Annotated in this window: 25 protein-coding genes; 13 read left to right on the plus strand and 12 right to left on the minus strand. The window is 58.3% G+C overall.

Annotated elements, in window-relative coordinates; all coding sequences use genetic code 11:
* Nucleotides 1–37: 37 nt before the first annotated feature.
* The 6 genes from mutL to argS form a co-directional block, all read right to left on the minus strand.
* Nucleotides 38–1,909, minus strand: coding sequence for a DNA mismatch repair endonuclease MutL (gene mutL, locus ACHZBS_RS09705; protein WP_319406295.1), 1,872 nt, complete (start codon nucleotides 1,907–1,909; stop codon nucleotides 38–40).
* Nucleotides 1,910–1,917: 8 nt separating this feature from the next.
* Complete coding sequence (locus tag ACHZBS_RS09710; protein ID WP_319406296.1) at nucleotides 1,918–2,097, minus strand: hypothetical protein; 180 nt, start codon at nucleotides 2,095–2,097, stop codon at nucleotides 1,918–1,920.
* Nucleotides 2,098–2,152: 55 nt separating this feature from the next.
* Nucleotides 2,153–3,613, minus strand: a complete 1,461-nt coding sequence (gene gatA, locus ACHZBS_RS09715; protein ID WP_319406297.1) for an Asp-tRNA(Asn)/Glu-tRNA(Gln) amidotransferase subunit GatA — start codon at nucleotides 3,611–3,613, stop codon at nucleotides 2,153–2,155.
* A 61-nt stretch (nucleotides 3,614–3,674) separates the two neighbouring features.
* The gene (gatC, locus tag ACHZBS_RS09720) at nucleotides 3,675–3,959 is read right to left on the minus strand and encodes an Asp-tRNA(Asn)/Glu-tRNA(Gln) amidotransferase subunit GatC (RefSeq protein WP_319406298.1); all 285 of its coding nucleotides are present in this window, start codon (nucleotides 3,957–3,959) and stop codon (nucleotides 3,675–3,677) included.
* Nucleotides 3,960–3,974: 15 nt separating this feature from the next.
* Nucleotides 3,975–4,658 (minus strand): SPOR domain-containing protein, encoded by a 684-nt coding sequence (locus tag ACHZBS_RS09725; protein WP_319406299.1) that lies wholly within the window; start codon nucleotides 4,656–4,658, stop codon nucleotides 3,975–3,977.
* Between the two features lie 43 nt (nucleotides 4,659–4,701).
* A complete protein-coding gene (gene argS, locus ACHZBS_RS09730; protein ID WP_319406300.1) occupies nucleotides 4,702–6,369 on the minus strand; it encodes an arginine--tRNA ligase in 1,668 nt (555 codons plus the stop codon).
* A gap of 433 nt (nucleotides 6,370–6,802) precedes the next feature.
* Between argS and ACHZBS_RS09735 the strand changes: the two genes are divergently transcribed.
* The 11 genes from ACHZBS_RS09735 (at nucleotide 6,803) to ACHZBS_RS09785 (ending at nucleotide 20,083) form a co-directional block, all read left to right on the plus strand.
* On the plus strand, nucleotides 6,803–7,840 hold the full coding sequence (locus ACHZBS_RS09735) for a phenyltransferase domain-containing protein (protein ID WP_319406301.1): 1,038 nt from the start codon (nucleotides 6,803–6,805) through the stop codon (nucleotides 7,838–7,840).
* A complete protein-coding gene (locus ACHZBS_RS09740; protein ID WP_319406302.1) occupies nucleotides 7,833–8,552 on the plus strand; it encodes an acyltransferase in 720 nt (239 codons plus the stop codon). The genes ACHZBS_RS09735 and ACHZBS_RS09740 overlap by 8 nt, the downstream gene beginning before the upstream one ends.
* Before the next feature lie 466 nt (nucleotides 8,553–9,018).
* On the plus strand, nucleotides 9,019–10,653 hold the full coding sequence (locus ACHZBS_RS09745) for a phospholipid carrier-dependent glycosyltransferase (protein WP_319406303.1): 1,635 nt from the start codon (nucleotides 9,019–9,021) through the stop codon (nucleotides 10,651–10,653).
* 86 nt (nucleotides 10,654–10,739) lie between these two features.
* Complete coding sequence (locus ACHZBS_RS09750; protein ID WP_319406304.1) at nucleotides 10,740–11,441, plus strand: response regulator transcription factor; 702 nt, start codon at nucleotides 10,740–10,742, stop codon at nucleotides 11,439–11,441.
* The gene (locus ACHZBS_RS09755; RefSeq protein ID WP_319406305.1) at nucleotides 11,438–12,919 is read left to right on the plus strand and encodes a HAMP domain-containing sensor histidine kinase; all 1,482 of its coding nucleotides are present in this window, start codon (nucleotides 11,438–11,440) and stop codon (nucleotides 12,917–12,919) included. Before ACHZBS_RS09750 ends, ACHZBS_RS09755 begins: the two co-directional genes overlap by 4 nt.
* 80 nt (nucleotides 12,920–12,999) lie before the next feature.
* Nucleotides 13,000–14,154 carry an aminotransferase class I/II-fold pyridoxal phosphate-dependent enzyme gene (locus tag ACHZBS_RS09760; protein ID WP_319406306.1) on the plus strand — a complete coding sequence of 385 codons (1,155 nt, stop codon included), beginning with the start codon at nucleotides 13,000–13,002 and terminating at the stop codon, nucleotides 14,152–14,154.
* A complete protein-coding gene (locus ACHZBS_RS09765; RefSeq protein WP_319406307.1) occupies nucleotides 14,151–15,116 on the plus strand; it encodes a glycosyltransferase in 966 nt (321 codons plus the stop codon). The genes ACHZBS_RS09760 and ACHZBS_RS09765 overlap by 4 nt, the downstream gene beginning before the upstream one ends.
* Complete coding sequence (gene arnA, locus ACHZBS_RS09770) at nucleotides 15,113–17,086, plus strand: bifunctional UDP-4-amino-4-deoxy-L-arabinose formyltransferase/UDP-glucuronic acid oxidase ArnA (protein ID WP_319406308.1); 1,974 nt, start codon at nucleotides 15,113–15,115, stop codon at nucleotides 17,084–17,086. The genes ACHZBS_RS09765 and arnA overlap by 4 nt, the downstream gene beginning before the upstream one ends.
* 73 nt (nucleotides 17,087–17,159) lie before the next feature.
* Nucleotides 17,160–18,050, plus strand: a complete 891-nt coding sequence (gene arnD, locus ACHZBS_RS09775; RefSeq protein WP_319406309.1) for a 4-deoxy-4-formamido-L-arabinose-phosphoundecaprenol deformylase — start codon at nucleotides 17,160–17,162, stop codon at nucleotides 18,048–18,050.
* Nucleotides 18,047–19,690 carry a phospholipid carrier-dependent glycosyltransferase gene (locus ACHZBS_RS09780; RefSeq protein WP_319406310.1) on the plus strand — a complete coding sequence of 548 codons (1,644 nt, stop codon included), beginning with the start codon at nucleotides 18,047–18,049 and terminating at the stop codon, nucleotides 19,688–19,690. The genes arnD and ACHZBS_RS09780 overlap by 4 nt, the downstream gene beginning before the upstream one ends.
* Before the next feature lie 21 nt (nucleotides 19,691–19,711).
* Nucleotides 19,712–20,083: an EamA family transporter gene (locus tag ACHZBS_RS09785; protein ID WP_319406311.1), complete on the plus strand. Its 372-nt coding sequence runs from the start codon at nucleotides 19,712–19,714 to the stop codon at nucleotides 20,081–20,083.
* An 84-nt stretch (nucleotides 20,084–20,167) separates the two neighbouring features.
* Here ACHZBS_RS09785 and ACHZBS_RS09790 read toward each other — a convergent pair whose 3' ends face one another.
* The 6 genes from ACHZBS_RS09790 to ACHZBS_RS09815 all read right to left on the minus strand — a co-directional run bounded on the left by ACHZBS_RS09790 (nucleotide 20,168) and on the right by ACHZBS_RS09815 (nucleotide 24,919).
* Nucleotides 20,168–20,362 carry an FmdB family zinc ribbon protein gene (locus tag ACHZBS_RS09790; RefSeq protein ID WP_319406312.1) on the minus strand — a complete coding sequence of 65 codons (195 nt, stop codon included), beginning with the start codon at nucleotides 20,360–20,362 and terminating at the stop codon, nucleotides 20,168–20,170.
* A gap of 15 nt (nucleotides 20,363–20,377) precedes the next feature.
* Nucleotides 20,378–21,214: a DUF4405 domain-containing protein gene (locus tag ACHZBS_RS09795; protein ID WP_319406313.1), complete on the minus strand. Its 837-nt coding sequence runs from the start codon at nucleotides 21,212–21,214 to the stop codon at nucleotides 20,378–20,380.
* Between the two features lie 167 nt (nucleotides 21,215–21,381).
* A complete protein-coding gene (locus ACHZBS_RS09800) occupies nucleotides 21,382–21,741 on the minus strand; it encodes a DsrE family protein (RefSeq protein ID WP_319406314.1) in 360 nt (119 codons plus the stop codon).
* Nucleotides 21,742–21,812: 71 nt separating this feature from the next.
* Nucleotides 21,813–22,967 (minus strand): MFS transporter, encoded by a 1,155-nt coding sequence (locus tag ACHZBS_RS09805; protein ID WP_319406315.1) that lies wholly within the window; start codon nucleotides 22,965–22,967, stop codon nucleotides 21,813–21,815.
* A gap of 144 nt (nucleotides 22,968–23,111) precedes the next feature.
* Entirely contained in the window at nucleotides 23,112–24,470 is a 1,359-nt protein-coding gene (mgtE, locus tag ACHZBS_RS09810; RefSeq protein WP_319406316.1) for a magnesium transporter, read from the minus strand.
* Nucleotides 24,471–24,532: 62 nt separating this feature from the next.
* Nucleotides 24,533–24,919, minus strand: coding sequence for a hypothetical protein (locus ACHZBS_RS09815; protein ID WP_319406317.1), 387 nt, complete (start codon nucleotides 24,917–24,919; stop codon nucleotides 24,533–24,535).
* Here ACHZBS_RS09815 and ACHZBS_RS09820 point away from each other — a divergent pair.
* Together ACHZBS_RS09820 and ACHZBS_RS09825 are read left to right on the plus strand one after the other, a co-directional pair.
* The gene (locus tag ACHZBS_RS09820; RefSeq protein WP_319406318.1) at nucleotides 24,908–26,464 is read left to right on the plus strand and encodes an OmpA family protein; all 1,557 of its coding nucleotides are present in this window, start codon (nucleotides 24,908–24,910) and stop codon (nucleotides 26,462–26,464) included. The two genes, ACHZBS_RS09815 and ACHZBS_RS09820, sit on opposite strands and share 12 nt — an antisense overlap.
* A 55-nt stretch (nucleotides 26,465–26,519) precedes the next feature.
* Nucleotides 26,520–26,966, plus strand: coding sequence for a flavodoxin domain-containing protein (locus ACHZBS_RS09825; protein ID WP_319406319.1), 447 nt, complete (start codon nucleotides 26,520–26,522; stop codon nucleotides 26,964–26,966).
* Nucleotides 26,967–26,968 lie beyond the last annotated feature (2 nt).

The raw sequence follows: 26,968 nt of genomic DNA on the forward strand, positions 1-26,968 counted from the left end.
TACACATTTTGTCAACCTGTTGACGGGAAATGTGCCATCAGACAATCCGCTGGAACTGCTTTTCCAGATCCTTGACGGTCCATCGGATCCAGATGGGTCTGCCGTGGGGACAGTGCGACGGGTTGTCGCAGGCATCCAGTTGTTCGAGCATGGCCCTGATCTGCATCTCGGTGAGCTGCTGGTGGGCCCGGATCGCATTGTGGCAGGCCATGACCATGAGGCATTCATCCATCATCGTTTCCATCTCGGCGCCCGCGCCGATTTCCGCTGCTTTTTCGACGAGCTGGGTAACCAACCCCGGAATGCCACCGCTGTTAAGCAGTGTGGGTACGGCTTTGACCACGAACGTGTTTCCGCCGAAAGGCTCAATTTCCAGCCCATAGCGGTCCAGCTCCGGAGCCAGTTTTTCCAGGATCTGGGCTTCACGGAATCCCAGGTCGATGGTTTCGGGCAGAAGCAGGCGCTGGGCGGCGGGACGACGCGCATTGGACTGGCGTTTGAGTTGTTCGAAAACGATTCGTTCGTGGGCCGCATGCTGATCGATGAGCATCAGGCCATCGTGGGCTTCACAGATGATATAGGTGCCCTTATACTGGCCGATGAAGGTCAGGTCGGCAAAAAACCGCTGATTCCATAACGGCGCTTGTCGAATTGGCGTGCCGCTGCTGACCGTTGGGTGTTTCGGTGCTGCCGGCGTATTGACGGAACCTGGGGGCGGCCATGGCTTATGCCTGTTCTCTGCCACAGCGGCATGGACCATTGAGGCTCCTGTGCGGTCCACCGCGTCACCCGGCCGGCTACCATGATGGCCTGTTTCAGGCGTCTGCGGCATTTCGTATTCAACATGCAGCTCGGACACGGCAACCGGCCGCTGGACCGTTTCGGCGATCCCGGGTTCATGCGCTTTCCACCGGGTGGGATCCGATCGTCTGAGGGCATCGGCCACGGCGTCCCGCACGGTGTCGTGAACCCATTTCTGATGGGCAAACCGGATTTCGTGTTTGGTGGGGTGTACATTCACGTCCACCTGGTCGAAGGGAACCCTTAAAAACAGCACTGCCACCGGATACTGGCCCTTCATCAGCCGTCCGGAATAACCGGCAAACAGGGCGTGCTGAATCACCCGATCCTTGACCCAGCGACCATTGACGAACAGATAAATGCCCCGCGCAGTAGACCGGTTCATGCGCGGGGCGGCCACCCATCCGCTGATTTCGATATCCCCGGTGACCCGGTCAACCGGATGCAGCTCCTTTTTAATGGCGGCGCCAAGGACATCGGCCACCCGATCCGTGGGGTCTGAGGCCGCTGCCCAGCTTTTTACGATCCGGTTGTTGTGCGACAGCCTGAACTGAAGGGACGGACGACACAGGGCCATACTGGCAATGGTATCGGCGATGTGGCCCATTTCCGTATCGATGCTTTTCAAAAACTTCCGCCGGGCAGGGGTGTTGTAAAAGAGGCCACCCACGACGATCATGGTGCCGGGAGGGGCACCCACGTCGGAAACTTTATTGATCCGCCCCCCCGCCACCTCGATCTGGGTTCCCACGTCGGCATCCGTTTCCCGGGTGACCAGGGTAAACCGGGAGACCGAAGCGATGCTGGGCAGCGCCTCTCCCCGGAATCCCAGGGTACGAATGGCAAACAGGTCTGGATCCTTGGCAATCTTGCTGGTCGCATACCGCTCTAAACAGAGCAGGGCATCGTCCCGGCCCATTCCCTGTCCGTTGTCCGACACACGAATGAGTTTTCGCCCACCCTGTTCAATTTCCACGATGATCCGTGTGCTGCCGGCATCGATTGCATTTTCGACCAGTTCCTTGACCACGGAGGCCGGCCGCGCCACCACTTCCCCGGCAGCGATTTTATTGGACAGGATCTCCGGAAGGATTCTGATTCGGGACATTGTTTAAGCTATTTGGCGATCTCTTTAAAACTGCGGGACAGATACTCCGCCTCCATGGGGGTCAGGTTGAATTTCAGACAGGCCGCCTCCATGAGTTGCTGACGGCTTTTGGGTGACCCCGCCTTTTTTTCTTCGGATATCCACTGGACTGCTTTTCTCAAGCTTTCGCCTTCAGGCTGTATGCTCATGGGAACCTTTCGTTAACCGTCTGTGTATGCACGTTCTATTCTTCTCACTCCTCGGTCACAGGAGCGGTTTTTTATCCGTAAGGGTTGCCGCCCGTTCGAACTGCCGGGCAATCTGGAAAAGCATCGATTCGTTAAAATGGCGTCCCATGATCTGCAGACCGATGGGCAGGCCGTCATCGGAAAAACCGCAGGGGACCGAGATCCCCGGGATGCCGGCCAGGTTGGCCGACAGGGTGAAGATATCCGACAGGTACATGGTCAGTGGATCATCAAGGGTCTCACCGATGGGATAGGCCGGCGTGGGCGCTACCGGAGAGACAATGGCGTCGCAGGATGCAAAGGCCGTTTGAAAATCATTCTTGATCAGCGTGCGAATCTGGGAAGCCTTGCCATAATAGGCATCGTAGTAGCCGGCGGAAAGGGCATAGGTGCCCAGGATAATTCGCCGCTGCACCTCCGGGCCGAATCCTTGAGACCGGGTGCTGCGGTACATTTGAAGCAGATCGGTCTGCACCTTGTCGCGAAATCCGTATTTCACGCCATCGTAGCGGGCCAGATTGGAACTGGCTTCACTGGGAGCGATCACGTAATAGGCGGCCACGGCATGATCGGTGTGGGGCAGGGAGACATCGATGCATCGGGCGCCCAGCGATTCGATGGTTTTTACCGCCCGTTCAACCGCCGCAGCCACCTGAGGATCCAGCCCTTGGGCGAAACTGTACTCTTTGGGGATACCCACCACCACATCCGAAAGCCCATTTTCGGCGATCGCCGAAAATGTCGGCACCGGTTCGGGGACGGAGGTGGAGTCTTTGGGGTCATGGCCGGCGATGGCATCCAGCAAAATGGCGCAGTCGGCCACGGTTTTGCCCAATGGACCGATCTGGTCCAACGAAGAGGCAAAGGCCACCAGTCCGAAACGGGATACCCGGCCATAAGTGGGCTTGATCCCCACCACCCCGCAGTGGGAGGCGGGCTGGCGAATGGAACCGCCAGTGTCCGAACCCAGGGCTCCCAGGCACATATCCGCAGCCACCGCCGCCGCCGACCCGCCACTGGAACCGCCGGGGATACGATCCAGATTCCAGGGGTTGCGGGTAACCTGAAAGCCGGAATGCTCGGTGGTGGAGCCCATGGCAAATTCATCCATGTTAAGCTTGCCCACGATCACCGCTCCGGCATTTTTCAACCTGGAAATCACTGTGGCATCGTAGGGCGGAACGAAATTTTCAAGGATTTTCGATGCACAGGTGGTACGAAGGCCTTTAGTGCAGATCAGGTCTTTGATGCCCAGCGGGATGCCGGTCAGCGACGCAGGGTCACCGCTGGCCAGGCACTGGTCCGCCGCTTTGGCCTGAGCCATGGCACCCTCGGCATCGACGGTCAGGTAGGCACCGACCTTGCCGTCCACGGCATCGATGCGGTCGAGTACCGCCCGGGTCAGTTCCACGGAAGTAATCTCTTTTTTTTTCAGCAGGCCCGAAGCCTGCGCGATGGTCAGTTCATGCAGTTTCATCGGTTCACATCCTTGGCGCGTTATTGGCGGATAGGGCCATTGTCGGAACGGCAAATGGCCGTCAGATCACCTTGGGTACCGCAAAGGCACCATCGTCCTTTTCCGGGGCGTTGGCCAGGGCGGCCTCCGGATCCAGATGGTTCTGCAACTCATCCTCCCGAAAGGCATTGGTCAGCGTAATGGCATGGGACGTGGAAGGAACCCCGGTGGTGTCCACCTGCTTCAGGGTATCTACATAATCGAGAATGGTGCCGATCTGGCCGGCCAACCGGTCGACGTCCGTGTCTCCGATTTCCAGTCGGGCCAGGTGAGCCACATGCAGGACTTCCGTTTTGGTGATTTTCATCAGGTTCAACCTTTTCTATTTTTTGACCAGGATGGGTTTTCTCTGTCCTCGGGTCAGCCGATCCATGTCCGCTGTCGCCTGTTCACGGTCCGTGTAGCGACCCACCCGAACCCGAAACCAGAGGCCCTTGTCGGGAATGACAATTCTCGACAAGTAGGCAGGATACCCATCCTTTTTCAGATTTGCAACGATTCGCTCGGCAGCTGCCCCATCCTTCAGGGAGGCCACCTGGATGGTCAGATTGCCCGGGGTTTCCGCAGCTGCCGGAGTTGTCCCGACAGTCGGCGTATCCGCCGCCGTGGATTTTTTTGCCATGACGGCGGTTCGCGACTTGTGGGGCGGTTGCAGCGATTCGACGGTTTCCGCCTGGGGGGACGGTTCAGTTGTCGATACCTCGGGTGCGGGAATCTGGACGGTGATGTCCGGTCCGTCTTTTTTCAGGGCTTCATAAAACTCCAAAGGCGCCTTTTCATCTTCTCCCCGGATGGCTTTTTCTACCGCGTCCCGCTCCTTTTTCATCATGGCGTCACGCAGAGCGGCCAGCTCTTTTTGCAGCGCCTGGGTGTCGAAATTCACCGGAGCCGTCCCCCGGCCCACCAGCACACCAAGAACGAACATCCATGCCGCAACAAAAAAGACCAGGAGGTATCGCCCCCAGGCAATCCGGCGTTTTAAGGCGGTGGCCTTGCCCTCTGTCACAGATTGCTTCCTTTACCCGGAAATGGAGTCCACTACAGGGGACCTACATGGAATCCGGAGCCGACACGCCCAGCAGCGCCAGTCCGTTGCGGATCACCTTCTGAACGGCCGAAATCAGGTAGAGCCTGGCCCGGGTCAGCTTCATATCGTCTTCGCACAGGACCCGATGCCGGTTATAATAGGTGTGAAAAGCCGCGGCCAGGGTCATCAGATAGTAGGTGATGCGATGAGGCTCCATAAAAAGACCGGCAGTTTCGACGGTTTCCGGATAGCGGGCCAGGGCCTTGATCAGGGCGATGTCTTCCGAAGTTTCCAGGGCGGAAAGATCCGATGGCGAAAAGCCGCTCACATCCAGCCCATCGGCCGCGGCCTTGCGGTGGATGCTGGAGATGCGCGCGTGGACATATTGGACATAATAGACCGGGTTGTCGTTGGTCTTCTGCTTGGCCAGTTCCAGGTCGAAGTCAAGGGAGCTGTCATAATGGCGGGTCAGAAAGATAAACCGGGCCGCATCCCGGCCAACCTCCTTGACCACATCGGCCAGGGTGACGAACTCGCCGGCCCGGGTGGACATGGCCACGGGCTGGCCGGCCCGCAGCAGGTTGACCAGTTGCACCAGAAGGACGTCGAACTGTTCCCGGTCGTATCCGGAGGCCTCCACGGCGGCTTTCATACGCGGGATGTAGCCGTGATGGTCGGCCCCCCACACGTCGATAACTTTGTGAAACCCGCGTTCGAACTTGTCCTTATGATAGGTGATGTCCGATGCGAAGTAGGTGGTCTGACCATTCTGACGCACTACCACGCGGTCCTTCTCGTCGCCGTAGTCGCTGGTCTTGAACCACAGGGCGCCGTCTTTCTCGTAAATCAGTCCCTTCTCCTTGAAATCGCGGATATCCGCCTCCACCTTTCCCGAGTCATAGAGGCTTTGTTCCGAAAACCATCGGTGGAAGGTCACTCCGAAATCCACCAGGTCGGCCCGCATACCTTCGGTAATCTTCTCCGCTGCATACCGGGCGCAGGACATGATGGCATCCGCCTCGTCCGCTTCAAAAATTTCCCGGCCGTCCCGTTCAAGCAGTTCGCTGGCCAGAATCCGGATGTAATCCCCCTGGTAGCAGATGTCGGGGAAATCCACGGTTTCGCCCAGCAGTTGTTTTCCCCGCAGGTAGACAGACAGACCCAGGGTCTGGATCTGTCGGCCGGAATCGTTGATGTAATACTCTTTTTGCACCTCATATCCGCAAAAAGAGAGAATATTGGCGGTGCTGTCCCCCACGGCACCGCCCCGTCCATGGCCCACGTGAAGGGGACCGGTGGGATTGGAACTGACGAATTCGATCTGAATGCGGGTCCCCTTGCCCAGGTTGCAACGCCCAAACTGGTCGTCCTGCTCGTGGATGGCGGCCAGCACCGGGTACCAGGCGGACGGGCGGATGAAGAAATTGATGAACCCCGGCCCGGCAATTTCCGTATGGTCGATGATGCCCTTTTTGTCCTCCAGATGGTCGATGAGCGTTTCGGCGATTTTTCGAGGTGGCATGCGCTGGGTCTTGGCCATCTGCATGGCCATGTTGGTCGACAGGTCGCCGTGGCTGTCTGCCTTGGGTTCTTCCAGCACCACCTCGCAAAAGTCAGACGAGGGGAAGATGCCTTTTTCGTAAAGGGCCGTGGCTGCCGCAAGAATGATTTCCCTGAGCGCATTTTTCATGAAGTATGTCCTGAAGGCTGCCGCCTTTGGATGGGCGTCAGCCGATTTGGCATGATAAGTTGATGGTTGCCCTCATCGGGCGATGGTATCTGTCTTCGGGCACCGGCCCTTTTCGGTAAAGTCCAGTTCATAAAGAGTTTTCCGATTCAAGTCAAGAAGGTTCCCCCCGGTTGCAGGATGCCGGACCGGGGTATTTTTGACAGGCGTAAACCGCTTTGGAGGGGGAAGACCGGTGGCAAAACCCGTGGCGTGGACACCTGACGGACCGGGCCCCTGTTTCCATGCAATAGCCTGTCTGCCTCTTGACAATGGGCTTCCCGGATGGGTCCTTTTCCCTTGCATTTCCTTAATTTCCAACGTAATTTGATTGTTTGCTGGCCACTGCAACACACTTGTTTGGATTCTGGCGCAACCAAAAAAGGCTGTAATTATTATGAATGTGAGTATCTGCAAGCAGCGGCAGAAGCTTGCCGTTGATGTCGATGCGGTTTGCCGTCTGATCACCGCCACCCAGCTTCCCTCAGGCGAAATCCCCTGGTCTACCGGAGAAAAAACCGATCCCTGGGATCATGTGGAAGCAGCCATGGGACTGGTGGTGGGAGGATACCTGGAGCAGGCCCGGCGGGCCTTCTATTGGTTGCGATCCATGCAGTTGGATGACGGCAGCTGGTTTGCCGCCTATCGCCGAGGAATTCCCGAGGACCGGACCCGCGAAACCAACATGAGCGCATACATCGCCGTGGGCGTGTTGCATTACTGGCTGATCACCGGCGATCGCAAATTCCTCGAAGCCATGTGGGACACGGTGCGGCGGGCCATCGACTTTGCCGTCGGGCATCAGTGCGCCAACGGGGAGATCTGCTGGGCAATCAGCCCCCAGGGCAAGGTAGACCCCATGGCCCTGCTCACCGGATCCAGTTCGATCTACATGAGTCTGAAATGCGCCATGGCCATTGCCGCCGAACTGGGCATGTCGACCGTGCCCTGGGCCGATGCATTCAAGCGTCTCGGCGACGCCATCCGCAGCCGGCCCTATCTGTTCAACATGACCAAATCCCGCTTTTCCATGGACTGGTTCTACCCGGTGCTCTGCGGGGCCGTAACCGGAGAAGCCGCCAACCGGCGCATCGACCGGCAGTGGAAGAAATATGTGGTGGAGGGACTGGGCGTTCGCTGCGTATCCGACCAACCCTGGGTGACGGTCGCGGAAAGTTCCGAACTGGTGCTGACCCTGGCCGCCATGGGAGACACGGAAAAAGCCCGGATCGTTTTCAACTGGATGTTGGACCACGTGTTCGATGACGGTTCCTTCTGGTGTGGATTCACCTTTCCGGACATGACCCGGTGGCCCGAAGAGAAGATCACCTGGACCAATGCGGTAGTGCTTTTGGCTGCCGACGCCCTGTTTAATTTCACCCCCGGGGGGCGGCTGTTCAGCCACGCCTGGTGGACTGAAAACGGTCATGGTTAAAGATCACCGCCCTTACGTTATCAAGAAAGCATACATCAGGCTTCAGAAATTTTATGCCAGCCACTTTCTACGGCCGCAGCTGGCCCACCTGGGGAAGGGTTTTACATTCATGCGGCCCTGGCATGTGGAGCTGTTCGGCGCCCCGATCACCATCGGACAATTCGCCACGGTCATCGCCACCCCGGACAAAAAAATCCGGCTGTCGGTATGGCCGGACCAGGCGGGCAAGGGGCATATCACCATCGGCAACTTCTGCCTGGTCTGCCCCGGCGTCAGAATCAGCAGCGCCGCCGGCATCACCGTCGCCGACAACTGCATGATCGCCAACGGCGCCTACATTACCGATTCCGACTGGCACGGGATCTACGACCGCATCTCCTTCGGCAGGGCCATGCCGGTGTCCATCGAAAAAAACGCCTGGATCGGGGACAGCGCCATCATCTGCAAGGGGGTGACCATCGGCGAGAACAGCATCGTTGGCGCCGGAGCCATCGTGGTGGATTCGGTGCCCGCCAACTGCGTGGCCGCCGGCAACCCAGCCCGGGTGGTCAAAAAGCTGGACGCCGAAGAAACCTTCACCACCCGGGCCGCATTTTTCTCCGATCCGGCCAAACTCTCCCGGGACTTCATGGCCTGGGAGCAGGCCATGCTCCAGGGCAACACCCTTTTCGGCTGGCTGCGTCACCTGCTGTTTCCCGCCCAAGGGGATTGATCCTTCCAGATCAGCCCCGGAGAACCGAAATATTTGATCTGCCATTCAAATGGCATTTCAAGCCCCCCCCGGAAAACCCCCGCCGCAGATACCTGACGATTAACGCCTGCAACCCCATCGCTGTTCCTGCTTTTTTTACGCTTCAATGCTATTTATGGCTCTGAAAGCGTCCCCGAATCGCCAAAAGAATCTTCCTCGCCCATCTCTTCACGGTTTCTTCATGATGGCCTGCTATACAGCGCTCCACTATCGAATAGGAGCGTTCCAATGAAAATTGTCGCCAATCAGAAAAAATGGGTCGTCCCCGAGGTTGACTGTGAATTCAATCACGACTAGCGCGTGGGATCGGCGGTATCGGGGACAGGAACCGGATCCTGACAGGTCACTTCCATATTCAAAGACACTGGAGACCCGAAAGGTCCACGTCTCTAAAGCGGGCCGGCTATCTGCCATAAACGCGTCGGTGGTGGCCCTGGTATCCCTCTACCTGCTGCTCTATATCCTGCCGCTGGGTTTCCGGCCCCTGTTTCTTCCGGATGAAACCCGCTATTTTGAAATCCCCCGGGAAATGATCGCCACCGGCGACTGGGTGGTGCCCCGCCTGGACGGCCTGCGCTATTTTGAAAAGCCGGTAATGGGATACTGGGTCAACGCGGTGTCCATGCTGGCTTTTGGCGAAAATGCATTTGCCGCGCGCCTTCCCTCCGCTCTCTCCGTGGGCCTTTCGGCTCTGGCCATTTTCCTGCTGGCAAGGCGGTTTGCCGGGGGGGGGACGCCGGCATTACTGGCCCCGACCATTTTTCTGACATCCATCCAGATCCTGGCCCTCGGAACCTTTGGCGTCCTGGACAACCTGCTCGGCATGCTGCTCACCGCCTCCATGGCGGCTTTTTTCTTTGCCTACGAAGAACGCCGCCCGTCCCGCCAAACCGGGTTGCTGATTCTGTCGGGCGTGCTCTGCGGGGGTGCCTTTCTCACCAAAGGGTTCATTGCCATTGCCGTTCCCGGGCTGACCCTTTGCGCCTTTGCTCTCTGGGAAAGGCGCTGGCGCTGGCTGCTGAAATCCGCATGGATTCCGGCCGGTGCGGCAATTGTGGTGGCACTGCCCTGGAGCCTTCTGATTCATTTGCGTGAGGGAGATTTCTGGCCCTATTTTTTCTGGGTGGAGCATATTCAACGGTTTTTATCGCCCGGCGATGGCCAGCATCCCGAGGCCTTCTGGTTTTTCATTCCGGTAATGGTGGCCGGAACCCTGCCCTGGTCGGCACTGTTGCCGGCCGTCATCCAGGGTTTTAAAAAAATTGACCTCCCACGGTCTCTCATCCGATTCCTCGTTTGCTGGTTCGCCATTCCGTTTCTCTTTTTCTCCGCCTCTTCCGGCAAACTGATCACCTATATCCTGCCCTGTTTTCCCCCCGCCGCCCTGCTGATGGCCCTGGGGCTGTGGCACTATTTCAAGCAGGGGCGGCACCGGGCATACCGCCTGGGAACCCTCTTCTTGACCGCCCTGACCCTTTCCGGCGCAGCCTTGGTGGTCGTCAATCAGTTAACAGGGATATTAGGCACACGGCCCTACGGCCCTGGAGAAACCTGGAAATGGGGTTTGGCCTGCATCGGATTATCCGTCTGGGGCGGCGGGGTCCTATGGAGCGCGGTGAAGGCGAACCCCATTAAAAAGCTTAAATGGTTTGCCCTGGCAGGCCTTTTTTTCTTTGCGGCATCCACCTTTATTTTTCCCAACTTCATCACGCAAAAAAAAGCGCCGGGCCCCCTGCTGGAGAGAAATCGGCACCTGGTGTCACCCGTGGCCGTCGTGGTGGCGGACGGCTATCTGATCCGGGCGACATGCGCCTATCTCAAGCGCGACAATATTCGCCTGTTCCTCACACCGGACGAACTCGCCTATGGCCTGGACCACGAGTCCGAAAAAACCCGGATGCTTGACGGCCATGCGCTGTTGCGTCTCATCGAAAATAACCGACGCCCGGAGACCCCCATTGTGCTGGTGGTGAGAGTCGACCACCTCGGCGGGTTTATGGGCGGCCTGCCGGCACCAAAAATCAAGGATGTTTACGGAAACTTCGCCTTTATGGTATTTTAATCACGGTGGCCGCCCCGGTTCCCTGGATTCTACCGTTTTCGACCCGCGGCGTAAAGAGGACATGGGCGCTGTGCAGAGCCCATTTAATGAAACAACCCCCGGCAGTTATGAAAATTCTTGTGGTGGAAGATTCTCCCGAGATGTGTGACCAAGTCCGGCAGGCCCTTTCCCGGGAACGTTACGATGTGGACACCGCCGAAGACGGCGAGGTCGCCCTGGACAAGCTGTTTGCCAACCCTTATGACCTGATCCTTCTGGACATCATGCTGCCGAAAAAAGACGGTCTGGAGGTCCTGGACGATATCCGCACCGCCGGGATCAAAACACCCGTTCTGCTGTTGACGGCCAGAGGTGACGTCCAAGACCGGATCACCGGCCTGGACCGGGGAGCGGACGACTACCTGGCCAAGCCCTTTTCCATGGCCGAACTCATGGCGCGGACCCGGGCTCTGCTCAGACGCTTCAGCGATCACCGCCAGCCGATGCTGCAGGCCGGGAATGTCGCCCTGAACACCGTCAGCCGCAAGGTCACCAGCAAAGGGAAGTCCGTGGACCTGACCCCCAAGGAGTTTTCGATTCTCGAATTCCTCTTATACAACACCAACCGGGCGGTCTCCCGTTTCACCCTGGCCGAGCATGTCTGGGGCGATGAATTCGACCCGTTCACCATGTCCAACAGCATCGACGTCCACATCAAGAACCTGCGGCGAAAGCTCGGCAATGAAGGCGGCGGGTTGATCCAGACCCTAAGGGGGGTGGGATACATCGTCAGGAACACGCCGCTGTGAAAATCAAACACCGCATCAGCCTCTGGATCGTCGGGGCGGGCCTGTTGACCAGCCTGGCATTCTCCGGGGTGGTTTTTTTCGAAATGCTGGAACAGCCCTACGACCTCCTCGATTCACAAATCGATCGCCAGGCGGACATGCTGACCGATCGCCTTCATGCACCGGTTACGCCCGAACATCTCGATGCGTTGACACGATCGTCTCCCGGGCTGTGGATCCGGCTCTTTGATGCCAATGGGCAAAAGGTCTGGCAGTCGTCGCTGGCCGGGCAGGTGGGCCTGCCGCTACACCACCGGGAAGGGGGCTATACTGTGCGGCTGCGTGTTCCCATGGATCAGGGGGAAGAACTGGCGCGTTATCTGGAAGCCGACGACGACAAGGGACTTTCCGATCAGATCGCCCTGCGGATCAAGGAAAGGGATATCACCATCGGCGCGCTCACCTACCGCATTCAGATTGCCCAACCCATGATCAAACTGAATGAAGAGATCCGCGAACTGATCGGCGCACTGGTTTTCGGAATGGCCGCTTCGATGCTGCTTCTGGCCGTTACCAGCACTTATGTGGCCGGCCGGATATTAAAGCCCGTCAACCAGATCAACCGCCTGGCCCATGAGATCGATGAAAAAACGCTGAGCCAGCGGATCCCCCTGGGCGGCAGCCGGGATGAACTCTACGACCTGTCCCGATCCCTGAATCACATGTTTGACCGGCTCCAGTTCTCCTTTGACCAGCAGAAGCAGTTCCTCGCCAGCGCCTCCCACGAACTGAAAAGCCCCATCGGCATCCTGCGGCTTTTCATGGAGCAGGCCGTCCAGCGGCAGGATCTGCCGGAATCTCTCAGGGTTGAGCTGGCGGAGCAACAGCAAATATTGATGGGAATGAACCGGCTGGTACAGACACTGCTGACCCTCTCCGCCCTGGAACTCAGCCATACGCTGCAATTGGAGACGTTCAGCCTCAGGGCATTGGTCGAATCCGTCATAAGGGATTATGATGGGGCGATCGCTTCCAAGAAATTGCGCCTTGGCGTATTTTTTTCCGGAACGCTGACGATTCGCGGGGACCGGGACAAACTCAGGCGGCTGCTGGTCAACGTGGTGGACAACGCCATCAAATACAATGGCGAAGCCGGCGAAATCCGCATCGAGGCATCCGACGAAGGGGGCATGATCGCCATCAGCGTGTTCAATACGGGAGCAGGCGTCCCCCATGACGAGCTGAAAAAGGTGTTCGACCCGTTCTACCGGGTTGAAAAGTCACGGGCCCAGCGCTATGGAGGCACCGGGCTCGGGTTGAGCATTGCCCGGCAGATTGTTCGGCTTCACCGGGGTCGAATCATCATGGAGAGCGAGTCCGGAGCCTGGGCTCGCATCCGGATCACATTGCCCCAAGATGCCGATAACGTAAAAGCGGGCGACCGATTGCCGCCGGAACCGATTAAGTTTTCCGGACAAAATGGGAAAATGGCGGGTTGACAATGAACCGGGTAAAGCATAGGTACCACGGCATCCATCCCTTTGTAACCAAACCTGAATGCTAAGGATTACACTATCTCATGAGAAAAGATTTTCTTCCCTTTTCACGCCCTTCCATTTTAGAGGCCGATATCGAGGCCGTGGCGGAAGTGCTGAGATCCGGCTGGATCACCACCGGCTCCAAGAACGCCGAACTGGAAGCCCGGTTCCGTGAAACCACGGGCTGCCAGACCGCTGTGTGCGTATCGTCAGCCACGGCAGGCATGCACATCGCTTTAAAAGCCCTGGGTATTGGCCCCGGCGATGAGGTCATCACGCCATCCATGACCTGGGTATCGACAGTGAACCTCATCGTTCTGGCCGGCGCCACACCCGTATTTGCCGATGTGGACCGCGACACTCTGATGGTTACCGCCGACACCGTAGAATCGAAGATTACGGACCGCACCCGGCTGATCATCCCCGTCCATTTTGCCGGTGCGCCGGTGGACATGGCCCCCATCCGTCTGTTGGCTGCCCGGCACAACAACATCGCCCTGATTGAGGATGCGGCCCACGCCATCGGCACGGAATACAAGGGCATGCGCGTCGGTCGACTGGGCACATCCATTTTTTCCTTCCACCCTATCAAGAACATCACCACAGGCGAGGGGGGCATGGTCTGCTCTGACAACCCGGATTTCGAGGAACGCATCCGCCGCCTGAAGTTCCACGGCCTGGGAGTAGATGCTTACGACCGCCAGACCCAGGGCCGATCCCCCCAGGCCCAGGTGGTCGAACCCGGCTTCAAATACAATCTGCCGGATATCCTGGCGGTTCTGGGCCTCTGCCAGCTGGACCGCCTGAAGGAAATGAACAACCGGCGGGCGGTGCTGGCCGGGTATTATCGGGATAAGTTTAAGAATATGGAAGAGCTTCTGCCATTAGCCATCCCCGATTATCCCCTGAAACACGCCTGGCATCTGTTCATCGTCCGCGTGGATGAGAATAAAGCCGGAATGAACCGGGACCGGTTCATGGCCGAACTCAAAACCCGCAACATCGGTACCGGACTGCATTTCCGGGCTGCACACCTTCAAAAGTACTACCGGGAAACGTTCCCGGACATTGTGGGAACGCTTCCCCATACGGAATGGAACTCGCAACGCATCTGCTCGCTGCCCCTCTTTCCGGACATGACGCCGGAAGACGTGGACGATGTGGTCGATGCCATCAAGGCGGTACTGTCCAAATGAACCAGTCGAACATGATTTCCGTGGTCATTCCGGTTTTCAACGAGGAGGCCAACCTGGAAGAACTGATCCGCCGGTGCCTGGACGCCTGCCGCCAGGCCCGGCGGCCTTTTGAAATTGTCCTGGTGGACGACGGCAGCAGCGATCGCTCGGCCGACATGCTGGACGAAGCCGCCGCCGCCCACCCGGAAGCGATCGTGGCCGTCTTTTTGAATCGCAATTACGGCCAGCACGCCGCTATCATGGCGGGCTTCGAGCAGGTGCGGGGCGAGATCGTCATCACCCTGGATGCCGACCTGCAGAACCCGCCCGAGGAGATCCCGCGGCTGGCCGAGGCCATGGACCGGGGTTACGACGTCGTGGGCACCGTGCGGGCCAACCGGCAGGACACCGTTTTTCGCCGAACCGCCTCGGCCCTGATCAACCGGGCCGTCCAGAAAGCCACCGGCGTGATGATGCACGATTACGGATGCATGCTGCGGGCTTATCGCGGCCACATCGTTCGGGCCATGCTGATGTGCCACGAGCGCAGCACCTTCATCCCGGTGCTGGGCAACAGCTTTGCCCGCAAGACCACCGAGATCGAAGTGGGTCATGACGCCCGAAAAAAAGGGGACTCCAAATACAGCTTTTCCCGACTGATCAGTCTCATGTTCGACCTGGTCACCTCCATGACCACCTACCCCCTGCGGCTGCTGAGCATCGCCGGCGCCGTCGTGTCGGCCCTGGGCATCGGTTTCGGCGTCTTTCTGCTGCTGATGCGGCTGCTGTTCGGCGCCCAGTGGGCGGCCCAGGGTGTATTTACCCTTTTTGCCATCCTGTTCATTTTCGTTGGCGCCCAGTTTGTGGGCATGGGTCTTCTGGGTGAATATCTCGGACGGGTCTACAACGACGTTCGCGCCAGACCGCGCTATTTTGTCCAGCGGGTGGTCTGCAAAAATCAATGCGAGGAGAAAACGCGATGAAAGCGGTTGTACTGGCCTATCACAACATCGGCTGCGTGGGCATCGATGCCCTGCTCAAGCAGGGCATCGAGATTGCGGCGGTATTCACCCACAAAGACGATCCGAACGAATCGGTGTGGTTCGACTCGGTGGCGGAAATGGCATCGGGACAGGGTATCCCCGTGTTCGCCCCGGACAATATCAACCATCCCCTGTGGGTGGAAAAGATCCGAGCCCTGGCGCCGGATATCCTGTTCTCCTTTTACTATCGGAACATGGTCAAGGCCCCGATTCTGGAGATCCCGCCGTCCGGCTGCCTGAACCTGCACGGCTCGCTGCTGCCGCGATACAGGGGCCGCTGCCCCATCAACTGGGTCCTGGTCAACGGCGAAACCGAGACTGGGGTAACCCTGCACCACATGACCCCCAGACCCGATGACGGCGACATCGTGGGACAGCGGCGGCTCCCCATCTCCTCAGACGACACAGCCCCGACCCTCCACCAGAAAGCCGCCGAGGCCGCCGCTGCCCTGCTGGACGACCTGCTGCCGCAAATCGTTGCGGGCACCGCGCCGCGTATGCCTCAGGAAAAGTCCTTGGCCACCTATTTCGGTGGGCGCACGCCCAAGGACGGCGAAATCGACTGGGCCCGACCGGCATCCATGGTCATAAACCTGGTCCGGGCAGTCACCCGGCCCTACCCCGGCGCGTTCAGCCACATCGGCAACCGCAAATGCCTGTTCTGGTCTGTCCGCAGCGCCGAGGGCGGAAAAAGAGTTCCGGGAACGGTGCTTTCCATATCCCCCTTCGTCATCGCCTGCGGGGAAGGCGCGGTGGAGGTGCTTACCGGCCAGGGCGACGGCGGTGTAACCCAAAGCGGTCCTCAACTGGCCGAGGAGCTGGGCCTGGTGGAAGGCATGCGATTCGGCACACTGCCGGAAATCCGGATTCAAAAGGCTCGTAAAAAAAGCGTTCTGATCCTGGGGGTCAACGGGTTCATCGGCAACCATCTCAGCGAACGCCTGCTGGAAAGCGGCCGATACGAGGTCCACGGCATGGACCTGGCTGCCGGGTCCCTGAAGCGCCTCCTGGATCACCCCGATTTTTATTTTTCCGAAGGGGACATTTCCATTCACCGGGAGTGGATCGAGTACCATGTGCGCAAATGCGATATCGTCCTGCCCCTGGTGGCCATCGCCACCCCCATCGAATATGTCAGGAACCCCCTGCGGGTGTTCGAACTGGACTTCGAAGAGAACCTGCGGGTGGTGCGCTACTGCGCCAAGTACGGCAAACGGATTCTCTTTCCCTCCACCTCGGAAGTGTACGGCATGTGCCGGGATGACCGGTTCGACGAGGACCACTCCCGACTGGTGCTGGGACCCATTCGCAAGCAGCGCTGGATCTATTCGTGCAGCAAACAGCTGCTGGACCGGGTCATCTGGGCCTATGGCGCCACCCAGGGGCTTCAGTTCACCCTGTTCAGACCCTTCAACTGGATCGGCCCCCGGCTGGACAGCCTGGAATCGGCCAGGATCGGCAGTTCCCGGGCCATCACCCAGCTGATCCTCAACCTGGCCGAAGGAACGCCGATCAAGCTCGTGGACGGCGGCCAGCAGAAGCGCTGTTTTACCGACGTCAAGGACGGCGTCGAGTGCCTGTTCCGGATCATCGAAAACCCCGGCAATTGCTGCGACAGCCGGATCTTCAATATCGGCAACCCGGACAATGAAGCCTCCATCGAGTCATTGGCACTGCAGTTGATCGATCGGTTCGAAAAACATCCCCTGCGGGATCACTTCCCTCCCTTTGCCGGCATCCGCAAGGTGGAGAGCCGGGCTTATTACGGGTCGGGTTACGAGGATGTCCAGCACCGCAAGCCGAGCATTAAAAATGCCCAGCGGACCTTGAAGTGGAACCCGACGATTCCCCTGGCGCAGTCCGTGGAAGAGACCCTGGATTTCTTTCTCAGGGAAGCGGTGGGTGACTGATGGCGCTCGGCAACCTCAGCATGCGGGGAAAAGCGTTTTTCGCCGTTTCAGGTAAAGGACCCGGTCAGCAGCCATGATCGTCGGACTTCGCGTGGACGTGGATACGCTCAATGGAACCCGGCAGGGCGTTCCCGCTCTGTGCCGGTTGTTCCGCAGGCACGGCATCCGGGCTTCCCTCTTTTTTTCCGTGGGCCCGGACAACATGGGCCGGCATATCTGGCGTCTGGTACGGCCCGCTTTTCTGGTCAAAATGATGCGGACGCAGGCCGCCAGCCTTTACGGCTGGGACATCCTGCTGCGGGGGACCTTCTGGCCCGGGCCGGACATCGGCGTCAAGGGCGCGGCGATGATCCGATCGGCATATGATGACGGCCATGAAATCGGCCTTCACGCCTGGGACCACCACGGCTGGCAGGCTCACATCGACGCCATGGATGCCGATGCCATCCGGGAGACCCTCCGACGGGGATATGACCGGCTCGGGGAAATCACCGGCAAACCGCCGGTGTGTTCGGCGGTACCGGCCTGGAAATGTACGCCAACGGTTCTGGAAGAAAAGAGCCGGCTGCCCTTTGTCTACAATAGCGACTGCCGCGGTCGATGCCTCTTTTACCCCGTGGTGGAAGGCCGGACCCTGACCCAGCCCCAGGTCCCCGTCACCCTGCCCACTTACGATGAAGCCATCGGGCACCACGGAATCTCGGCGGAAAACTTCAACGACCACCTCCTCTCGCTGATTCGGCCGGACCGCCTCAATGTCCTGACCATCCACGCCGAAGTGGAGGGCGGCATCTGCCAGGATTTATTCGACCGATTCGTCACCACGGCCCGTGCCCGGAATATCTCCTTTGTGCCCCTGAGCGCCCTGCTGGAAGCCGAACCGATCGCGACCGGGTTCATGACGAAGGGGGCGATCGACGGACGGGAGGGCTGGCTTTCCTGCCAGGTCGAGGTGCCTCGATGACTGATTCTACCAGCAGAAAGATACCGGTCCTTCTCCTGTTGGGTTTCATTCTGGTTTACTTGCTGCCGTTGGGATTCAGGCCCATGGTCGTTCCCGACGAAGTCCGCTACGGCGAGATATCCAGGGAGATGATCGCCACGGGAGACTGGATCGTCCCGCGGCTGAACGGACTGCGCTATTTTGAAAAGCCGGTCATGGGATACTGGCTCAATGGACTTTCCATGCTGGCCTTCGGGGAAAATCCCTTTGCCGTTCGCTTTCCGTCGGCAGTCGCCGCCGGATTGTCCGCCCTGATGGTATGGCTGCTCATGCGGCGAACCGGCAGCATATTGGCCCCCCCGATCTTTCTCACCTGTTTTTTAGTGGTGGGTACCGGGGTGTTCAGCGTCCTTGACGGCATGCTGACCATGTTTCTCACCATGGCCATGACCGCCTTTTTCTTCGCCTGCGACGCTCCCCGGAGAAGTTGGAAAGAAAAAGGTCTGCTGGCGCTGTTCGGCATGCTGTGCGGCATGGCTTTTCTGACCAAGGGGTTTCTGGCTTTTGCCGTACCGGTGGTGGCCATCGTGCCCTATATGTTCTGGGCCGGTCGCTGGAAAGACCTGTTTCGAATGGCCGCCATTCCCATTGCCGCCGCCGTGCTCGTATCCCTGCCCTGGGCCGTCGCCGTTCACCTGAAGGAACCCGACTACTGGAACTATTTTTTCTGGCAGGAACACATCAAACGTTTCATGGCCGAAGACGCCCAGCACAAAGCCACGTTCTGGACTTATTTTCTGGCCTTCCCCGTGGCTGCCCTTCCCTGGAGCCCGTTGATTCCTGCCTCGGTGCTGGGCATGGATCGCTCACGGGCACGAACGCCGCTTTTCCGCTATGCCCTGTGCTGGTTCGTGTTTCCCTTTCTTTTCTTTTCGGCTGCCAGCGGCAAGCTGCTGACCTATATTCTGCCCTGCTTTCCGCCTTTCGCCATTCTTTTAACCGAGGGACTCACCGCCGGTGTCGGCAAAGCGACAGGCAAGGCCGTTCAAGGCGGCCTGATCGCCCTGGTCGTCATTTTTTCGGGCATTTTACTGGGTCTTATCGTCATTCAGGCCACCGGTGTCGGCGGATTCGTTCCCTATCTTCATTCGTGGAAAACCCTGGCGGCGACATCGGGACTCGCCGGATTCATTTTCTGCCTGGGGATATCGCTGAAAAAAGCGATGTTTGGGAGCAAGCTGCTTCTCGTTTCCCTGGGAGCGGCTCTTTTTTTAACCACCATTCAGTTGGTCCTGCCCGATGACACCATCGAACACAAGGCGCCCGGCGCGCTTCTGCTGAGAAACGCCGCCCGGGTTCTGCCGGAGACGGTGCTGGTCTCTCTGGAAGACCCCTTGCGGGCGGTCTGCTGGTTTTACAAACGCAGCGATGTGTTTCAGCTGGGGGCGGCCGGGGAACTGGCCTACGGCTTCGGCTACCCGGACGGTAGCCACCGTCTGCTGGATGAAGCGACATTCATCCGTCTGATCCACGGACATGCGCCCGGCCGGGTGGTTCTGGTCGGGAAGTCGAAACACTATCGCAACTGGAAAGACAGACTGCCGCCGCCGATTTTTGAAGATACCAGCGGACCGGGCGGCTATGTGTTCGCACAATATTGAAAACCATCGAGGTGATACCCCATGAACAAATATCTGCCGCTGATTCTGACCGGTGTCCTGCTGAACGCGTTCGCCCAGATCGTTTTGAAACAGGGCATGCGGACCATCGGGACATTTGCCTTCTCTCTGGAAAATATCATTCCCATCGGCATCAAGGTCGGACTCAATCCCTATGTCCTGATGGGTCTGGGCTGTTACGGAGTCAGTGTCGTCGTATGGCTGATGGTGCTGTCCAGGGTGGATGTGAGCTACGCCTATCCCATGCTGAGCGTTGGATACATTGTGGCCGCCTTGGCCGGAAAGAGTTTCTTCGGCGAGCCGGTGGATCTGATCCGATGGGCAGGAATCGTCACCATCTGCATCGGGGTCTGGCTCATCACCCGAACCGCCTGAGGCTGAACATCCCACGGGATGTCATAATGCAGAAAACCGCGTGTTGAAACCAGGTCGACAGACCGCCGACTTTTCTCATCCCGCTCAAGACGGTCCTTTGGGAACGCCGACGATGCGCGAACCCAATCCGGAGCCGACCATGAATCCCTCCGGGTTGGCTTTCATCTGAATATCCCTTCCCTTGCACCGAGGGCAGAGGGGCGGGGTGTCATCGCCTTTGAAGGTCAGATGGGTAAAACGGTGGTTGCATGCGTTGCACCGGCACTCGGCAGTGGGCATGGCTGACAGCCTCCTCTACTGCATTGGACTCGCCACAGATTTAATGGTCGCATACAGGTCCGTCGGCCCCATGCCATGCCGGTCGGCAATATCACGCAACGAATCGGTTACCGTAGCCCTGATGTTTTTCGTTTCCAGGGACGCAATGAGGGTCTGGCTGTCCAGGCCGTAAGTGTCGCAAATCTCCGCCAGGGTCAACCGGCCGGTACCCGGCGGAGCGGTGTCGGGCAGCCCCTTTTTTCGGGGTGTCGATTCGGGCCCCCCCTGCATGACCGCATAGAGGACTTTGGGGGTGGTTCCGTTGATGGCGGCCATGGCCTGGAGGGTCTGGTCACCCCCCGTCACCTGAAAACCTGCAGCTTCCAGGCGCTGACGCGCCGCGGCGGCATCGATATCCATTTTTTTGGCAAAGCTGTTCAAAGATGAGAGTTCCGCGTGGCCGTATGGCGGCTCGCCGTATTTTTCCGCCCCGGCGTCCTTGAGCGCCGTATTGAAATCCAGCACCCAGGAAAAAGGGGGCACGGCAAAAAGGGTGCCGGCAACCGTCAGCACACAAACCGTCAGTGCCACATTAAATGCGGCCGTGAAAACTTTCATCTGCCGGGTCCGGTCTTTAAGATAGGCCATGAGTGGCTTCCAGTTGTAATAGATATGCAGACCCAGGGCCAGCAGGAAAAGCAGCCCAACATTGATGTGAATGTCGCCCCACTGAGTCTTGGTCAGGCCCCACATACGCCAATCCGCCCAGTAGGCCACGCGCCCCGGGGGGACGAGATACAGGATGATGCTGGTCGTCACCATCAAAACAAACGACAGGGTGGCGGTCAGGGAGGTAATTTTTCTCATGGTCATACGCGTCACGGCTCCTTTCGATCAACTCGGTTTCTGGTTCCAGCCCCGACGGACCGGGGTCTGTAATTATGAGCCCCCTCCTGCCATTTCGTTACAAAGCAATATCTTACCCGGAGGATGCCTGGCGATGCAGCTGCCAGATACAGGCAGAACCATCAAACAGCAACCTACAGGCTGATGATCGCCGCCTCACAGGAAAGATGGATCAATTCGGCAGCCGTGGCCATTCGGGCGCCTTCGATAAGATCCTTCTCCTCGATTCGCCGGGCTTTGGCACAGGGAGTACAGACCAAAATCGGCACCTCGTGCGCCTGAAGATAGGCGATGAGGTCATCGGCCACATCCCCCGTCGCCGCGCGCAGATGATCCGCAAGCCCTTGCTTGGCGATGTAAACCCCTTCGTCAAGCAGAAACAGGGTCGTTTGCTTGCCCTCCTTGTGGGCGATGGTGGCCAAGTGGATCGCCCGGGTGGACCGGTTGGGGTTGTCGGTACCACAGGACAGGACGATGACGACGTGCGTTTTCATGATGACTCCTTTTCGTTATCGTTTTCGATCTTGCCCCTAATCGCGCCCCCCTTGCCGGTGACGGGGTCGGCTCAGGGCGAGGTTTCGGATTTTCCGAAGGATGCAACCCAGTGAAATCCGGTGAACAGCAATCCTCCCGCAAGCGCCACAGCGGCACTGAACAGGAACAGGGAAGCGGTGTTGCCGGATTCATAGAGGGCGCCGCTGACAAAAAAACCCACGGTGAGTCCAAGCCCATAGGTGACGGCATTGTTCAAGGCCTGGCCCAGTGTTTTTTCCGATGCCGGAGCCAGTTGATCCATGTACAGGATGCCGGCCATGTGAAAGGCGCCGTAGGTGACCGCATGGAGAAGCTGACTGGCCAGAATCACCACCGCCGACTGGGCAACATACAGAAGGCCCCATCGCATCGCCGCCGCCGCAAAAGATACGGCCAGCACCCGTTTGAAGGAAAAGCGGGCAAACAGCCGGGGGGAGTTGATCATCACCACCACTTCCGCGGTAGATGCCAGGGCCCAGCAGACGCCGATAAAACTGCCTCCATGCCCCAGCTGGGTCAGATGGATGGAGAAAAAACCATAGTAGGCCCCATGGCTCACCAGCATGAGAAAGGCACACAGCAGAAAAACCAGGGTGTGACCCGATAACAACCGCACGGCATCATGGGGTTGCGCCTGCCGCTGCGAACGGATGCGGGGCATGGCGGTGGCAGCCATGGCCTGGGCGGTTGAGATGGCCAGCACCAATGCGACGACGATGCCTACGGAATACCGGTCGATCAGCTTGCCCAGAATAAGCACCACGGCGATAAATGCGACAGATCCCCAAGCCCGGGTGCGGCCATAGCGACTTTTTGTCTTGCCCAGGACATCCATGGCAAAGGCTTCGAGAAAGGAAATAATGGGGGCGTAAAAAGCACCGTAGACAATGGTGATGACCAGCATGAACCGAAAATCGGTGGTGAAAAGAAAAAGCGCCCACAGGGCCGTGCTGGCAAAACTGCACAGGATGAAGATGGGACGACGCAGGTCCTTTCGGTCTGCCAGAAGGCCCCAGAGAATCGAAAAGAGAATCAGTACGATCGAGCGGACGGCACTCAGGCTGCCGATCTGGAATCCGCTGAAACCGATATGGAGGCAGTAGAGGTTGAAGTAGGGCAGGAAGACACCCATCGCTCCGAAATAGAGAAAATACTGAACCCTGATCGCTGTTTTTTCGGTGATCATCAACCCATCCGGGATTAGCAAAATAGTTGGCCTGATCCGCTGAATGGGAGGTCCAGGGCCAACCACTCAGCGGGCAGGGTGTTTTTATGCATCTTATCATACCTGTTTTGAGACGAAAGGCAACGCCGGGAAACCGCTGTCTTCCTACTTGATGACGCGCATCAGAAAGATGGCGATCTGAAAATAAAGCGTAATGCCGACGGCATCGATCACCGTGGCGATAAAGGGGCCGGCAGTCAGTGCCGGGTCCAGATTGAGTTTTTTGAGCAGCAGCGGCATCAGGGCGCCGGTAAGATTGGCAGTGAGCAGGGTGGCCAGCAGGGCCACGCCCACGGTCCACCCCAGAATCATGCTGTGATCCTGCAAAAAAACCCGGAAGTAGGCCATTAGGCCCAGGGAACCGCCCAGGGCCACCCCCATGAACAGTTCGCGGCGAAAGACCCGGAACACATCGCCGGGGCCGATCTCCCCCAGGGCCAGGGCGCGCACCACCATGGTGGCCGACTGGGTGCCTGCATTGCCGCAGGTGCCGGTGACCAAAGGGATGAAAAAGGCCAGGGCCACCATCTGGTGGATCACGGCGCTGTTCATCTCCATGATCGTGGTGGAGACCAGCGAGGTGAACAGCAGCACGGCCAGCCAGAGAAACCGGCTCCAGAAAAGCCGTGGCAGGGGCCGCTTGAAATACTCCTCCTCGAAAGGCACCATCGCCGAAATGCGCTGGAAGTCTTCGGTGTTTTCCGCCTCCATAATATCGATCACATCGTCGACGGTGATGATTCCCAGCAGGCGGTTTTCACGGTCCACCACCGGCACGGCCAACAGGTCATACTTGGCGATGATCGCCGCCACCTCTTCCTCCGCCATGTCGTGGGGAACGCTGATCACCCGGGTTTCCATGATGGCTTCCAGGGTCGTCCGGGGCTTGGACATGATCAGGTCCCGCAGCGAAACGATGCCCAGCAGATGACGCTGGTCATCCGTGATGTGGATGGTATAGATGGTTTCCTTGTTGGGCGCCTGCAGCCGCATCTGCTCCAGGGCGTTGGCCACCATGATGCCCTGGGGCAAAACGGCATATTCGGTGGTCATCACCGCACCGGCGGTTCCTTCCTCGTATTTCCAGAGCTTGCGGATATCGTTTCGTTCGGCCTGGGCGATCAAGGGCATGATGGCTTCGCGAACGTCATCATCCACGGCCTTGAGCAGATCCACCCGGTCATCGGGCTCCATGTTCTCCACGAACCGCAGCATGGTCTGGGCATTGGATGCTTCCAGACAGGCCTGCTGGGATTCGATGTTTAGCTGACCGAAGGCATCGCTGGCGGTGTGGTTGCCGATCTGGACCAGAACCTCGACGATCTGAGACGGCGAACAGCCGCTTTCTTCAAGGGTTTCGGCAATATCCGAGGGATGCAGGTTTCTCAGTGCATCGATCTCTGCACCGGGCAGGGCTGCAACGGCAGAATTCGCCAAGTGGGCAATATTGAGGGCGTGAATCATGGGGCGCCTCCTTATAGTCTTGAAACCGGTATCCGACCGGCGAGACGTAAGGCGCCTGAAAACTAACGGAGAGGACGAAGCGTCAGCAGAAAGGCGTCACTTTCCTGGGATCGGATAAACCAAAAGCGGTTTTGGGGGTCATTCATCTTTTGATTGGCGGTGCTACAACTGCCAGGGCCTGCATCATCCATAAAAGGTTTCCTTTTGTTGCTGTTTCCATTGTGCACACGGGAACGGCAGGGTTCTCGATCCCCGGCGGCAAAAGTAGTCCGACTGTATGGCACCGATTGGGAAATAGCAAGCGCTATTGCATCGATTCGCCCAATGCGCATAGTTATTGATTGACGAGAACTTGTTTTTTCCGATAGGTTTGATCCGTGGAAGGCATCGACAGCGGCCACCATATCGACATTCAAATTGGGAAATGGAGGAAAAAGATGAACGATCATGGACGGATATCCCTGTGGGCGGCCGTTTTCATTGTTGGCGTTGCCATGACCGGGTGCGTTCAATCCCGGACAGCCGGGTCCTCGGCTGCCGCCGGTCAGAACAAGGCCGTGATGGAAAACCCGGTTGAACTGGTAAACCATCTCAGCAGCGATATTTCCGAAGCACGCATGGCCCAGATTAACGTTCTGGCACCCGATGGGTTCAAAAAAGCGGAAAGCGCCTTTTTCAGCGCCCAGAAGGACCTTGAAAAGGGCAATGAGATTGCCGATATCCGCAAGGCCGTCATGGAATCACGCGCGCACCTCCGGCAGGCCGAAGAAATCGCCAAAATTTCGCGAATGGCCCTGACCGATACCCTCAAGGCGCGTGAAATGGCCCGCAGTGCCGGGGCTACCAAGTTCGAAAGTGAATACCGTCGGGTGGAAAACGATTTTCTGGACCTGACCCGGGCCATCGAAAAGGACAATCTCAGTTATGCCCAGAATAACCGGACCAAAGTGATCGAACGCTACCGGGAATTGGAAGTTCGCGCCATCAAAGAGGCGACCATCGGCGAGGTCCGTGCACTCATCGCCCGGGCCGAAGCTGCCGATGCCCGGAAGATCGCGCCCCTCTCCTACGGCCAGGCCGTGGAGCAGCTCAATGCCACCGACGCGTTCATCTCGGCAAATCCCTATGCCAAGGAAGAGATGCACGCCATGGCGCGGGAAGCGCTGTTCAAGGCCAACCGGCTGGTGGTGGTCACCGAACAGAGCAACCGGATCAAAACCATGAAACCGGAGGCGATCGTCCTGCTGATGGAAAACCACCTGCACACGATATCAGCCGCGCTCGGTGCCCAGGACATGCGCGACCAGGAATACCAGACCCAACTGGACAATATCATCGGTTCGGTAAATTCACTGAAAAGCGACCGCACCTTCATGTCAGAAAAAAATCAAGCCCTGCAGGCGGAGATGGAAACGCTCAAGGCTGACTACCAGGCCCAGATCGACGCCCTCAATGTGCGCGTGGCCACCCTGGAAGGCAAAACCCGGGAAGACCAGATGGCCAAGGAACGCATGGCCAGGGAACGCATGGCCATCGAACAGCGCCTGGCCGCGGAAAGGAAGTTCAACCAACTCTACGTGACTGTCCAGGATTATTTCGAAAGAGATGAGGCCGAGGTCTACAAGCAGGAAAACCAGCTGGTGATCCGGCTCAAGGCCATGCGGTTTCCCGTGGGCAAGAGCATCATCATGCCGGAAAACTACGCCCTGCTAAGCAAGGTCCAAAAAGCCATCCGCACCTTTGATGACCCGCGGGTGATCGTTGAGGGACATACGGACACCACCGGTTCAGATGAGGTGAACATACTGCTTTCCCAGCAACGGGCCGAGGCCGTCCGCGAGTACATGATCGCCAACCAGACCCTGCCCCCGGACAGCGTTTCGGCAGTTGGCTATGGTTCCGAGCGCCCCCTGGCCTCCAATGCCACGTCGGCGGGTCGGGCCATCAATCGCCGGATCGACATCCTGATTATCCCTGCGGCAAAGCCCATATGACCGGGATCGTGCATCAATCGACCCCGTCAACAATCCATCAACCCAAGGAGGCTCCATGAAAAAAGTACTGATCGCCTATGTCAGCCGAACGGGAAAGACCGAAGCCATGGCCAATTATATCGCCGAAGGGTTGCGAATCGGCGGACAGGAAGTGGATGTCAAGAAGATCGCCACCATTGAAAATGAGAAGGGCATCATGGGATATGATGGGTATGTGTTCGGCTGCCCCACCTATCATAAGGACATGACCGCCGGGATGAAACAGTTCCTGTTCAAGGCGGAAAAGGCCAACCTGACGGGTAAAATCGGCGGCGCTTTCGGTTCCCACACCCATAGCGGCGAAAGTGCACCCATGATCTTCGACACCATGCAGCACGTTTTCAAGATGGATATGATTAACCTGGGGCCCTTGAACCTCACCGAAGCCATGGTCGAGGGCGGCGAGGGGATGAAGGCCTGCCAGGATTATGGCAAGGCGTTGAGCAAACAACTCGGATCCTGAAT

It is taken from the genome of uncultured Desulfosarcina sp., assembly GCF_963664155.2.
In the GTDB taxonomy this organism is placed as follows: domain Bacteria; phylum Desulfobacterota; class Desulfobacteria; order Desulfobacterales; family Desulfosarcinaceae; genus Desulfosarcina.